Annotated in this window: 10 protein-coding genes; all 10 read left to right on the forward strand. The window is 63.9% G+C overall.

Annotated elements, in window-relative coordinates:
- The first annotated feature begins 117 nt into the window (after positions 1-117).
- The 10 genes from QQF40_RS15440 to QQF40_RS15485 all read left to right on the forward strand — a co-directional run bounded on the left by QQF40_RS15440 (position 118) and on the right by QQF40_RS15485 (position 12,661).
- Positions 118-450 carry a YbaB/EbfC family nucleoid-associated protein gene (locus tag QQF40_RS15440; protein ID WP_175088413.1) on the forward strand — a complete coding sequence of 111 codons (333 nt, stop codon included), beginning with the start codon at positions 118-120 and terminating at the stop codon, positions 448-450.
- A complete protein-coding gene (gene recR / locus QQF40_RS15445; RefSeq protein WP_285461853.1) occupies positions 450-1,076 on the forward strand; it encodes a recombination mediator RecR in 627 nt (208 codons plus the stop codon). The genes QQF40_RS15440 and recR overlap by 1 nt, the downstream gene beginning before the upstream one ends.
- A 219-nt stretch (positions 1,077-1,295) precedes the next feature.
- On the forward strand, positions 1,296-2,477 hold the full coding sequence (rnd, locus tag QQF40_RS15450; RefSeq protein ID WP_285461854.1) for a ribonuclease D: 1,182 nt from the start codon (positions 1,296-1,298) through the stop codon (positions 2,475-2,477).
- A 115-nt stretch (positions 2,478-2,592) separates the two neighbouring features.
- Positions 2,593-2,949 carry a YcgL domain-containing protein gene (locus tag QQF40_RS15455; RefSeq protein ID WP_306424362.1) on the forward strand — a complete coding sequence of 119 codons (357 nt, stop codon included), beginning with the start codon at positions 2,593-2,595 and terminating at the stop codon, positions 2,947-2,949.
- Positions 2,950-3,018: 69 nt separating this feature from the next.
- Entirely contained in the window at positions 3,019-3,498 is a 480-nt protein-coding gene (locus QQF40_RS15460; RefSeq protein ID WP_054555633.1) for a YcgN family cysteine cluster protein, read from the forward strand.
- 317 nt (positions 3,499-3,815) lie between these two features.
- Positions 3,816-4,442, forward strand: a complete 627-nt coding sequence (locus QQF40_RS15465; RefSeq protein ID WP_175088415.1) for a TetR/AcrR family transcriptional regulator — start codon at positions 3,816-3,818, stop codon at positions 4,440-4,442.
- 83 nt (positions 4,443-4,525) lie between these two features.
- Positions 4,526-5,794 carry an efflux RND transporter periplasmic adaptor subunit gene (locus QQF40_RS15470; RefSeq protein WP_285461855.1) on the forward strand — a complete coding sequence of 423 codons (1,269 nt, stop codon included), beginning with the start codon at positions 4,526-4,528 and terminating at the stop codon, positions 5,792-5,794.
- A gap of 3 nt (positions 5,795-5,797) precedes the next feature.
- Entirely contained in the window at positions 5,798-8,881 is a 3,084-nt protein-coding gene (locus tag QQF40_RS15475) for an efflux RND transporter permease subunit (RefSeq protein WP_285461856.1), read from the forward strand.
- A 242-nt stretch (positions 8,882-9,123) separates the two neighbouring features.
- The gene (locus tag QQF40_RS15480) at positions 9,124-11,751 is read left to right on the forward strand and encodes a DUF1266 domain-containing protein (RefSeq protein WP_285461857.1); all 2,628 of its coding nucleotides are present in this window, start codon (positions 9,124-9,126) and stop codon (positions 11,749-11,751) included.
- A 310-nt stretch (positions 11,752-12,061) separates the two neighbouring features.
- Entirely contained in the window at positions 12,062-12,661 is a 600-nt protein-coding gene (locus QQF40_RS15485) for an NlpC/P60 family protein (protein WP_175088418.1), read from the forward strand.
- Positions 12,662-12,699 lie beyond the last annotated feature (38 nt).

Genomic DNA, 12,699 nt, shown 5'->3' on the forward strand with positions numbered 1-12,699 from the left:
CGGTGCGTGTGCCGGCAAGGCACGCATACCATAGGCCGGAGGTGCCACGACATGGCACGTCGGGCAGACGGCATTTATCGTTAGGTCATGTTCAACACGTTATTGATGAGGTGAGCCATGTTCGGTGGAAAAGGCGGTATGGGTAACATCATGAAGCAGGCGCAGGAAATGCAGGAGCGCATGCAGAAGGTCCAGGAAGAAGCCGCCAAGGCGGAAGTCCAGGGCGAATCCGGCGCGGGCATGGTCAAGGTCACCATGAACGGTCGTCATGACGTCGCGCGCGTCGAGATCGATCCGAGCCTGATGGAAGAAGACAAGGAACTGCTGGAAGATCTGCTGGCGGCCGCCGTCAATGACGCGGTGCGCAAGGTCGAAGTCAATTCCAAGAAGCAGATGGAAGAGGCGACTGCTGGCTTGAACCTTCCGGCCGGCTTCAAGATGCCGTTCTGATGGGGTTTTCGCCGCTGGTAGATCAGTTGCTGGATGCCTTGCGCGTGCTGCCGGGCGTTGGCCCGCGAACGGCACAGCGCATGGCGCTGCATCTGCTGGAGCGTGATCGCATGGGCGCCGATCGTCTGGTCGGCGTGCTGGGCGAGGCGCTGGAGCGCGTCGGCTATTGCGCGCGCTGCCGCACGCTGACAGAGGAAGAGATCTGTCAGCTGTGCCTGAGTCCGCGGCGTGATGAGCGCGTGCTGTGCGTGGTGGAATCGCCCGCCGACCAGCTCGCCATCGAGGGTGCGGGAGGCTATGTGGGGCGTTACTTCGTGCTGCACGGTCATCTGTCGCCGCTGGATGGCATCGGGCCCGAGGATATCGGGCTGGTTGCGCTGGAGACCCGCGTCCGCGAAAGCCAGATCGAGGAGCTGGTGCTGGCCACCAACCCGACGGTCGAGGGCGAGGCCACCGCACACTACATCGCCGAGCAGCTTCGCGATGTGCAACACGGTGGGCAGCCGCTCAAGCTGACGCGTCTGGCCTATGGCGTGCCGATGGGCGGGGAGCTTGAATACGTCGATGGCGGCACGCTCAGTCGTGCCTTCAGCGGCCGTCTGCCGTTCACCCTCGGCGAGATCTGATGCGATGCCGGTGCCGATGCTCGGCACCGGCATCGATGTCGAGGCAGCTTCTGCAAAAGGCAGCTTCGGTATCAAAGCAACTACAGCAGCACGTCTGCGGGCGTGGTGGTCAGGAACCACCACGCCCGCGGTCGTTTACCGCCCGGTGTCTGGCGAGTGCCCGTCACCTTCAATTCCCGCTTGCCCGGGCAAGCCTGTCACCACGAGATTTCCTTGCTGATGAGTGATCAATCCGCCACCGCACTGCTGTCAGAACTCGATTTCGAGGCCGTCTGGATCGAGACCCCCGAGGCGCTGGCTGCTGCCTGTGCAGAACTGGAAGGCGCCGATTGGCTGGCGTTGGACACCGAATTCATCCGCGAGTCGACCTTCTTCCCGATTCCGGCACTGGTGCAGTTGATGGCCGCCCGTGACGGCGAGCTGCCCGGTGCGGACGGCAAGACGCCGCGCATCTTCCTGATCGACCCCACCGTGGTGCCGGCCAGCGAGGCGCTCAAGCGTCTGCTGGGGGCAGAGGGTCCGCTCAAGCTGCTGCACGCCTGTGGCGAGGACATGGAAGTCTTCCTGCGCTGGGCGGGCGTGGCGCCGACGCCGCTGATCGATACCCAGATCGCCGAAGGCCTGACCGGCGGCGAAGCCTCGATGGGCTATCAGCGTCTGGTCGAGCGTGTGGTGGGCGTCACCGTGCCCAAGGAAGAGACGCGTTCCAACTGGCTCAAGCGCCCCTTGAGTCAGGCGCAGTGCGACTACGCCGCGCTGGACGTGCTGTTCCTGCCGCAGGTGTGGTCCGAGCAGCGCGATGCGTTGCTCGAGCTGGGCCGCATGGCCTGGCTTGAAGAGGACTGCCGGGACCCGGGCAGCAGCGGCGGTGCCACACCGGACCCGGAGTACTGGAAGCGTCATCGCAGCCTGTGGAAGCTCTCGCCGCGTGGCCTGGCCGCCTGGCAGGTGCTGTGCGACTGGCGCGAGGAGCAGATTCGTCTGCGCGACGTGCCGCGTTCGCGCCTGCTGGCCGATGCGCAGTTGTTCGGTATCTGTGAGCGACTGCCGACCAATCGCTTCGAACTGGCCAAGGTCGATGGCATGCATCCGCCGCAGATCAAGCGCCACGGGGACACCGTGCTGACGCTGCTCAAGGACGTGGCGATGATCGATGACAGTCAGCTGCCGCGCGTGCCGCCGTCGCCGTTGGCGCCGGAGTGGAAGAACTGCATGAAACGCCTCAAGCGGGAGGTCAATGCGGTGGCCGAGGCACAGCAGCTCAAGCCGGAGATTCTCGGCAAGCGCCGTGACATGGAAGCGCTGGTGATTGCCGATCACGAGGGCGAGCCGCTGCCCTTGCCGCAGGGCTGGCGCGGTGAGCTGCTGGCCGCGCGCCTGGCCAAGGCGCTCGAGAGCTGACGTACGCCGATTCCGTGGGCCAGACTGCAAGGGGCATGCGCGAGGCTCGCGCAGCCTGGCTTGCCAGCAACACAGGTCATGAACAGGCCAGAAACCGATAGTGAGCTCTCGGGTCATGCCCGTGACGCCAGAGCTCGCTGATGCGCGCAAGCGCTGCAAGATGATGGGTAGCCCGATGACAGACGACAAGATGATCTGCGAGATCTACAAGAGCGCCAAGAAGGACGAGATGTACCTCTACGTCGAGAAGGCGCGCGGACTCGAGGATGTGCCGGAATCCCTGCTGGGCATCTTCGGCACGCCGACCCCTTTGATGACACTGCTGATTCGTGCCGACAAGCCGCTGGCGCGCGTTGCCAGCACCACGGTGCTCGAGAAGATTCGCGAGCAGGGCTTCTATCTGCAGATGCCGCCGGCCAAGGAAAACCTCCTCAAGGAGATTGGCGTGACGCCGCCGGAAACGCATTACTGACGCCCTGTCCGGCAGACAAGACCGTACTGATGAAACGACCCTGCTGCCCGGCAGGGCGAGGAGAGCAAGATGAGCGATGTTCCGCAGCCTGACGGCGGAAAGCGTGAGCGTTTCTGGGAGCGCCACGCACTCTCGGAGCTGAATACCGCCGAGTGGGAGGCGCTGTGCGACGGTTGTGGCCAATGCTGCCTGCTCAAGTTCGAGGATGAAGACAGTGGCGATATCGCGGTACTCGATGTCGCCTGTCGTCTGCTGGATGTGCGCAAGGTCAGTTGCCGCGATTATCCCAATCGCGCTACGCGCGTGCCGGGCTGCATTCCGCTGGATGTCGAGACGGTGGGCAAGCTGCGCTGGCTGCCGGAAACCTGCGGCTATCGCCGCCTGAATGAAGGCCGTGAGCTGCCCGAATGGCACCCGCTGTTGACCGGCGATGCCAAGAGCGTCAAGCGTGCCGGGGTCTCGGTGTCACGTTTTGCCGTCTCCGAGGTGTCTGTGCGCCAGCAGGACCTGGAAGACCACATCATCGCGATCATCGACCCCGAGAGCTGAAGCGCGCCGCGGGCGCGTGTCAGATTTCAGGTGGATGCCTTCAGAAAGCGCAGCTCGATGAGCTGCGCTTTTTCGTATCTGGCAATTCGTATCTGGCATTTCGAGTCAGGCATTCACTGGCCTTGTATTTGACGCCTCTGACCCTCAGTCACGGCTTGATCTTCCACATGAGATAATTTGCATGAGTTGATTTGCACGACCCAAGGCGCGGGCGTGCACTCAGGTACACAATGTCTGGTTGAAAATAAATGAACGTTCATTTATTTTGTGGGGATTCGCTCAAGACCAGAACAGATCAGACCAGAGGCAGACGGGCCATGCGCCATCGTGATGAACACAAGCAGCAGGCGTTGCTGGAAGCCACGCTGCATGAGGTGGCCGAGCATGGTTTTGCCGTGACCTCCGTGGCGCGCATCGCGCGTGCCGCCGGCATGTCGCCCGGCACGCTCTATCTCTACTACCGTGACAAGGATGACCTGCTGGAGGCGACCTTTCGTGAGGTCAGCCGTCGGATCATCGCGGTCGCCATCGAGGCCTTCGAGGCCGAGCCTGTAGAGGCGCTCGAGGACGAGCCGTCAACGCTGCCGCCGGCCGCCCAGCAGCTGAAATCGGCACTGTGTCGGGTATGGAATGCCCTGGTGGCATTGGGGCGCCATCAGCCCGCATTGTTCCGCTTTCACGATCAGTTTCTGCACTCTTCCCATATGCAGGATGCCCTGAAGGTGGCCAATCAGGAGCGCGCCGCGCCCTTGCTGGACGCCTTCGCGCTGGGCCAGCAGACCGGCATTCTCAAGCAGATCGATCTCGCCCTCATCGAGGTGTTCATGTTTCGGTCGATCTACAGCCTGCTGCAGGGCTCCGGTTGCCAGGTGCCAGCCATCAGTGATGACAGCTTCGACCAGGCCTTCGAGATGGCCTGGGACGCGATCGCGCTTCGCCAGTGAGGGCAGCCAACCCCGCAGCGCACGCCGGACAGATGACAGATTTCGCTTGTGCCATTCCATTCCAACGATTCAAGGGCCCGCTGATGAAACTTCGACCTGGTGCCAAGCCACACCTGCGTACTCCTTTCGCCTGGCGGGGAGGCCGCGTCCTTCAGCTGTTCGCCGGACTCCTGCTGACCCTCGGGCTTGCGGCCTGCAGCGAGGCCGAGGCGCCGCTGGAGAAGCAGAAGGTGCATCCGGTCAAGTTGCTGTCGTTGTCGGATGAAGGCGGCGGGGTCATCCAGCGCTATCCCGGTGTGGTCGAGGCCTCGGAGCGCTCCAACCTGTCGTTTCGCATCGGCGGTGAGCTGCGCGAACTCAAGGTCCAGGCCGGACAGGAGGTCGAGAAGGGCGAGTTGATCGCCCGTCTGGATGATCGCGATGCCAGAAGCGAGCTCAACAATGCCCGTTCCAGCTTCAATCTGGCGCAGGCGACCTACAAGCGCATGAAGTATTCGGTGGAGAAGGGCGCCATCAGTCGGGCACGCTTCGATGAGGCGCAGGCCGAATTCCAGTCTGCGCAGGCCCAGTATTCCCAGGCGCAGGACCAGCTCAGCTACACCTATCTCAAGGCGCCCTATGACGGGGTGATCGCGCGCGTGCCGGTGGACAACTATCAGGTGGTCGCCGCCCAGGAAACCATCGCCGTGCTGCAGCAGCCGGGGCAGATCGATGTGATCTTCAACATGCCGGAGCGCCAGGTGCGCGCCATCGATCGTGAGCGTGCCGCGGCCGGGCGCCTTGAGGATGCCGCCCTGGCCTGGGTGCGCTTCGGCAGTGGTGAGACGCGCTACCCGGCCCGTTACAAGGAGCACGACACCAGTGCCAGCGAGGGCTCGCTTAGCTATGAAGTCACCCTGACGCTGCCGGAGCCGCAGGACATCACCGTGCTGTCAGGCATGAGCGCCACCGTGGAGCTGGACATGCAGCAGCTGACGGCGGCGACCCAGGGCCAGTGGCGCGTGCCGATCGAGGCGGTGGTCGCTCAGGAGGAAAGCCCGGACCAGCCCGTGGTGTGGCGCTACGTGCCCAAGGGCGGTGACGCCCAGGCGAGCGCATCCATCAACAAGGACGCCACCACGGACACCGGCTCAGACGACGGCAGGAATGAGGGCAAGAGCGAGGGCAAGCAGCAGGAAGTCAGCGCCCAGGGCACCGTCGAGGCCGTGCCGGTCACGGTACTGCAGGCCACCGGCGAAGGACTGGTGATCACGGGAGAACTGAGTGCCGGTGACCGACTGGTCACGGCGGGCGCCAGTCGCATGGAAGCCGGGGAGCCTGTGCGTCCCTGGGTCAAGGAAGCGGGGCTCTGATCCATGGTCGATTACTTCCTGAGACACAAGGTCATCAGCTGGATGGTCGTGCTGCTGCTGTCGGTGGGTGGCGTGACCTCCTTCTTCGGCCTCGGCCAGCTGGAATTTCCCGAGTTCACCATCCGCAACGCGGTGGTGATTACCCAGTATCCGGGTGCGACGCCCAAGCAGGTGGAAGAGGAAGTCACGCTGCCGCTGGAGAAGGCGATCCAACAGATTCCCAATCTCAAGCGCGTCAGCTCGGTCAACAGCTCCGGTCTTTCCCAGATCACGCTGGAGCTCGAGAGCAGCGTGCGCGAAGGCGAGATGCAGCAGTACTGGGATCTGCTGCGCCGCAAGGTCAATGACGCCCAGTCGAGCCTGCCGCCCGGCAGTGGCTCCTCGATCGTCAATGACGACTTCGGCGATGTGTTCGGCCTGCTCTACAACCTGAGCGGCGAGGGCTATTCGGCGCATGACCTCGAGGACCAGGCCGACTTCCTGCAGCGCGAGCTGACGCTGGTGGAGGGGGTCAAGAAGGTCTCCATCGTCGGCGCGCGCAGCGAGCAGGTCATCGTCGCGCTGGATCGTGATCGCATGCAGGCGCTGAACATCTCGCCGGATCAGCTCGCCAACCTGCTCAATGCCCAGAACGTGGTCGGCGACGCCGGGCGTATCCGTCAGAACGGCCTGTCGCTGGAACTGCAGCCGAGTGGTGAGTTCCAGAGCGTGCAGGACCTGGAACGTCTGGTGGTCGGGCGTCCCGGCAATGGTGGCCTGATTCGTCTCGGCGATATCGCCTCGGTCAGTCGCGAATACACCGAAGCGCCGTCGCGGATCTATCACACCGATGGTGAAACGGCGCTGTCGCTGGGTATCTCGTTCGCCTCTGGCGTCAACGTGGTCGAGGTCGGCGCGCTGGTCGACAAGCGACTGGGGGAGCTTGAGTCACGCATGCCGCTGGGCATGGAGCTGACGACGGTCTATCACCAGCCGCAGGTGGTGGATGAGGCAGTGTCCGGCTTCCTGATCAACCTGGCCGAGGCCGTCGGCATCGTGATTCTGGTGCTGCTGGTGTTCATGGGCGTCAAGAGTGGCGTGCTGATGGGGCTGGTGCTGTTGATCACCATTCTCGGCACCTTCGTCATGATGTCGATCCATGGCATCGAGCTGCAGAAGATCTCGCTGGGGGCCTTGATCATCGCGCTGGGCATGCTGGTGGATAACGCCATCGTGGTCACCGAGGGCATGTTGATCGGCCTCAAGCGTGGCAAGACCAAGCGTCAGGCCGCCTTCGAGGTCGTCAACCAGAACCGCATGCCGCTGCTGGGGGCCACGGTGATCGCGATCACCGCCTTCGCGCCCATCGGTCTGTCGCCGGATGCCACCGGCGAGTTCGTCGGGTCATTGTTCTGGGTGCTGTGCTACTCGTTGCTGTTGAGCTGGATCACCGCCCTGACGCTGACACCGTTCTTCTTCGACATGTTCTTTCGCGAAGCGCGGGAGACGGCGGGCAGTGGCACGGACGAGAATCAGGAGGAAGACCCCTATCGTGGCGTCATCTTCCGTGGCTTCCGCAGCTTGCTGAGCTGGGCGATCCGCCTGCGCTGGCTGACCCTGGGGGGCGCGGTGGCGTTGCTGGTGGCGGCCGTGATGAGCTTCGGGCAGGTCAAGAATGCCTTCTTCCCGGATGCCTCGACCCCGCTGTTCTTCGTCGATGTCTGGATGCCGGAGGGCACCGACGTGTTGGCGACGGAAGCGCGCATCGCGGACCTTGAGCAGCAGGTGCTCAAGATGGACAAGGTCAAGCATGTCACCAGCGTCACCGGTGGGGGCGCCCAGCGCTTCACGCTGACCTACTCGCCGGAAGACAGCTATGCCAGCTTCGGGCAGCTGATCGTCGAAACCCGAGACCGGGCCAGCCGCGAAGCGCGCATGGAGGAGGTGATACGCCTGGTGCGCGCCGAGTACCCTGAAGTGGAATACAAGGTGCAGGCGTTGCAGGTCGGGCCATCGGCCAAGGCGAGTCTCGAGGCGCGCCTGTACGGCGAAGACCCCGCAGTGCTGCGTCAGCTGGCGGGCAAGGTACGTCGCGTCTTCGAGGAGGAGCCGCTGGCCGACAGCATTCGTCTGTCATGGCGCAATCGCGTCAATCGAATCGAGCCCGAATTCCTGGATGATCAGGCGCGGCGTGTCGGCGTGACACGTGACTCGCTGCATCAGGCGCTGCTGATCAACAGCGACGGCGAGAGCGTCGGTGTCTATCGCGAAGGCTCCGAGCTGATCCCCATTCTGCTGCGCGGTGAGGAGCGTCAGCGCTTCGATCTCGACACCCTGGCGAGTCTCAACGTCTGGAGCGATGAGCAGGAGACCTACGTGCCGGCGGGCTCGGTGATGGGGCCGCTCAAGACAGAGCTGCGTGACCCTTTGATCAAGCGTCGTGATCGTCAGCGCATGCTGGCGGTCTACGCCGAGCCAATGCCGCTGTCCGGGGAAACGGCCGCCAGCGTGCTGGGGCGTATCCGTCCCAAGATCGAGGCCATCGAGCTGCCCGAGGGCTACCACCTGGAGTGGGGCGGCGAGTATGAAACCTCATCCGAAGCTCAGCAGGCGTTGTTCTCCTCGCTGCCGATGGGGCTGCTGGGCATGTTCGTGATCACGGTGCTGCTGTTCTCCAACCTGCGTCAGGCGCTGGCCATCTGGTCCATCGTGCCGCTGACGCTGATCGGTATCGTCAGTGGTCTGATCGTGTTCGGTGCGCCGTTCACCTTCATGGCGCTGCTCGGCACCTTGAGCCTGATCGGCATGGTGCTCAAGAACGCCATCGTGCTGGTGGAGGAGATCAACGTGCAGCTCGATGAGCAGGAGGATCGCTTCCAGGCGGTGGTGCAGGCGGCCGTCAGCCGTGTGCGGCCGGTGTCGATGGCGGCCATCACCACCATGCTGGGCATGATTCCGCTGTTCCCGGATGCCTTCTTCTCGAGCATGGCGGTGGTGATCGTGTTCGGGTTGGGCGTGGCGACCCTGCTGACGCTGGTGGTGCTGCCGGTGGCGTACTGCGCCTTCTTCCGTATCCCGACCAGCAACAAGTTTATGAAGACATCCTGATGTGATGATTCTGATGTGATGAGAATGCGGTAATCTTGGTCTTCGCTGTCTGCGGCCACCCACACCATGACGCCCGATGACAGTGCCTTTGTCATCGGGCGTCATGGTGTGGTTCGTGCTCGCTATCCTGCGTGAGGGGCATCGCCGCAAGCCCCTTTCCGTTACACTATGCGCCGCCGGTTGCGAGTTGCCCGGTCGCAAGTGTTGCGTCAGTCGAATCCTATCGAGTCGTGAGGTGTGCCTTGGTCGAACCCCTGAGTGCCTGGTGGGGGCAACAGCTGGTGTTGTGCGGTTGGGGTTTCAGTGCCGCGCCGGAAATGGTGTGGACACCGGCCCAGGCGTGCGCGCGTCTGAAGGCCCAGGAAGTCCCGGATGCGGGGGAGCTGGGATGGCGTCTGCTGGAGGCCTTCCCCCATGACACCCCGGACCCGCTGCACCAGCTGGAGGCGTTGGAATTGCTGGCGCTGGCACGTACCGCCGGTTGGCTGTCAGAGGCGCGCACGCGTGCCTGGCTGATACGTCTGCTCACGGCGATCGGCGGGCGCTTCACCTCGCTGGATGACTGGCTCAAGGCCCTGGCCCATTCGCGCAGCGATGCGGGCTGGACGCGAGGCGATGATGGCTTCTTCGAGGCCAGTCTCGCGCTGTCCCAGTTGGAGCACGAAGACGCCGGCGTCACCTGGCCGCGTCTGCTGGAGGCGCTGGAGTCACAGCCTCCGGTGGCGGTTACTGAGCTCTGGCCTCAGGGTGAGCGCGACCGGGTCTGGATGGCGCGCGCCATCTTCTCGCCGTGGCTCGGCGGCCAGACATTGACCACCGATGACAGCGGCCCGCACGAAGACGGTGCCAGCGGTTTTGACGCCGCGGCGCACTGGCCGGACGTCACGCGCTGGCTGGCCGAGACCTGGGCGATCACCGGGCGTGATGAGCTGATTCGACTGTTGCTGTGGCTGGCCTCACAGGGGCATCGCTATGGCTGGGACATCGACAGCGCACGCCTGATGACGGCCAGCGACAGCGAGCGTGCCAAGTGGCTGGATGAGCTGGAAGCGGACGCGGCTCAGGAAGAGGCCGAACGCAAGTCGGAAGGGCGCAAGGGCGTCCCCGCGCATGCCTCCTCCAGCATCGACGTCGCCGATGGCGGGCTGGAAAAGCCCCCGTCACCCGCGGCCTATGGCGAGCTGTTGCTGCAGTATCTCGATCGTGGTGAGCCGCTGGAATTCGCCGCCTGGGACTGGCTGCGTCTGGTCGATCTCGCCTTCGCCGGGCTATGTGCCGGCTGGCTGAGTCGTGAGGAGGGCGAGGACTTCGCCGCCCACGGCATCGACCTGCTGGCGCGCCGCTATGCCGATTGGCAGGGCGTGGCTCGCGCCTATCAGCGCGGTCGCAGCCTGTTCGAGGGTGTCGATCTGACCCGCGACACCGAGAGTGACTGGCGTCCGCTGATGGCGTCGCCGCTGACGCCGCTGCGTTGCGAGCTGCATGCGCTGCTGCCTGCCTCCCAGCGTGAGCGCTGCCGAGCGGCGATTCGTGCGTGGCGCAATGACAGTCGCCACTGGGTGCTGGCCATCGCCAGTATCCGCGAGCCGGACCTGCTCTATCGTCAGGGTCTTGTCGCCGAGGTCGATACGGCGCGCCGCGAAGAGGCACGTCAATATCTCAACGAGACGCTGGCGCTGGACACCCGCGATGGTGTGCAGGGCATGGCGCGCTTCTGGCTGCCGGCGCAGGCGCATCATCTCAATCAGTTGGCCGCCGATGCCGCGCGTGGTGCCTTGCCCGATGCCCAGACGCCCTTCGGACGTGCCGATGCCGTCGAGCTGGAACGCCGTCAGCGGCTGGCCGTCTGTCATCGCTATCCTGCCAGTGTGGTGATGGCCGAGAAGTACGCCTTCTATCTGCTGATGGTGCAGGACAGCGGTGATTTCCCCGCCGATGAGCTGGCCCAGTGTGCCGAGCGTCTGCGCAGTGCCCTGTGCCGCTATTATCCGGACGCCACGCGCCTGCTGGAAGCCTGGGCGGTATGGGAATCCGCGGTGCCGGAACTCGAGGACCATCCGCTGGTCAACGAGATCCGCTGGCATCTCGATGACCCCGGCAGCCTGTTTCATTGGCTCGACTGGCGCGCCAGCGACTGGCAGGAGCCGGGGCTGCGCCCGAGTCTGGATCGCTTCACGGCGCTGGCGCTGAGCGGCCCGCTCAATACGCCGTGCTGGGGCGAGCCGATGGTGGAGTACGGGCGGGGCGTCGAGGAACTCAGCGGCTGGCTCGAAGGTCATTACGGCCTCGCCAACGCCGAGGCGCTCAAGGGCTTCCTCGACTTCCTGCGCGATGCCGGTGATCGGGACGAATACCAGATCAATTACGGCCCCTACACCCTCAATCGCGCTCGTCTCGATAATGAGATCGACGTGCTGGAAAGCGCCGAGCGCGGCGATGATGAGCAGGTGCATCTGGACCGTCTGCGACGCGTCAGGGACAACGAGGCGCGCTGCAACGAGCTGGATATGGCGGCGTGGGACATCGCCCAGATGGTGGACCTCGCGATTGCCGGGCGACAGCTGGGCTGGCTGGACGATGCGACCTTCACTGCCTATCTGGACAGCGCCTATGCGATGGCGCGTGACCACTACGGCAGCTGGAAGGAATATGCCCGTGGGCTGTTCGCCGGCTATGCCTTCTTCATGGGCAATACCGACCAGCGTGACAACTTCCTGCGCGGCTTCCGCGATGCGCTCATCCAGTGGTTGACGGCGGCGCCACCTCTGGCCGGTGCCTGGTCGAGTCTCGATTTCCCGGGCGCGCGCCCGGGGCATTGGCCGGCGTTGCATCTGGATGTGCTGAGCGGAGACGCTCGCACGTTGCACTGAGCGGGATTCAACCCAGGTCGGGTGAGCGGCAGGGGCACCTTCTCTGATGCTTTGGTCTAAAATCTGCGGTAATGGCATACGGTTTGCGGAGACATGAACTACTATCCTGCGAACGACTTGGGTTTGTCATCTGACTGTCGTCATCGTGTTGCAAGGTGTGCTGCTGCCTGATCCGGCCCACCTTGTCAGATGGTCACCGTGTTATCTCTGATCGATCAACGATCATCGTCATGCATCAATGGTTATCGCCGTCCGCAAGCGCTGCTCACCTTCACCCTTCCAGCGCCGGGCCCACGACGAGGAATGCTGGATGCGCCACGCGTTATTATGCTGTTTTCTGATCCTGCCACTGGGTGTGGCGGGCTGTGCCAGTCACTCAACACCGTCCAATGAAGTGGCCTACTACGATGTGGACCTGCCGGAACTGCCGAAGCTCAAGCGCTATCGCCAGTCCGCGCCCCAGCCGGTCGCCGAGTCGCAGGACTATGCCATGACTGGGCCGAGCATCCGCGATGTCCTGCTGGAAGAGCATGATCGCTGGGCCGGGACGCCCTACCGTCTGGGGGGAACCAACTCCCGCGGCATCGATTGCTCCGCCCTGATGCAGCATGTCTTCAGTGATGGCTTCGGCATTGATCTGCCGCGTACCACCAACGACCAGGTGAAGCGTGGCAAGCGTATCGACAAGTCGCAGCTCAAGCCGGGCGATCTGGTCTTCTTTCGTCCCTCTCGTCGTTACAACCATGTGGGGGTCTATGTCGGCAATGGCTACTTCCTGCATGCCTCCACCTCGCGTGGCGTGAAGCTGTCGCGGCTGGACAACGTCTACTGGTCCAGGCACTACTGGCAGTCGCGTCGCCCGATGCCCTACGAGGCCATGCAGATGAAGCTGGCCATGCGCAGCCAGTGAGCCGATCATGCCTGGCACTGAAAAAACCAGCGCTGAAA

The organism is Cobetia sp. LC6, assembly GCF_030264805.1.
Classification (GTDB): Bacteria; Pseudomonadota; Gammaproteobacteria; order Pseudomonadales; family Halomonadaceae; genus Cobetia.

Bases quoted from the DNA above. Each gene is read 5' to 3' on its own strand.
- QQF40_RS15485 (WP_175088418.1), top strand. From the start codon at position 12,062: ATGCGCCACGCGTTATTATGCTGTTTTCTGATCCTGCCACTGGGTGTG.
- QQF40_RS15470 (WP_285461855.1), top strand. From the start codon at position 4,526: ATGAAACTTCGACCTGGTGCCAAGCCACACCTGCGTACTCCTTTCGCC.
- QQF40_RS15465 (WP_175088415.1), top strand. From the start codon at position 3,816: ATGCGCCATCGTGATGAACACAAGCAGCAGGCGTTGCTGGAAGCCACG.
- rnd (WP_285461854.1), top strand. From the start codon at position 1,296: ATGAGTGATCAATCCGCCACCGCACTGCTGTCAGAACTCGATTTCGAG.
- QQF40_RS15460 (WP_054555633.1), top strand. From the start codon at position 3,019: ATGAGCGATGTTCCGCAGCCTGACGGCGGAAAGCGTGAGCGTTTCTGG.
- QQF40_RS15455 (WP_306424362.1), top strand. From the start codon at position 2,593: ATGCCCGTGACGCCAGAGCTCGCTGATGCGCGCAAGCGCTGCAAGATG.
- recR (WP_285461853.1), top strand. From the start codon at position 450: ATGGGGTTTTCGCCGCTGGTAGATCAGTTGCTGGATGCCTTGCGCGTG.
- QQF40_RS15475 (WP_285461856.1), top strand. From the start codon at position 5,798: ATGGTCGATTACTTCCTGAGACACAAGGTCATCAGCTGGATGGTCGTG.
- QQF40_RS15440 (WP_175088413.1), top strand. From the start codon at position 118: ATGTTCGGTGGAAAAGGCGGTATGGGTAACATCATGAAGCAGGCGCAG.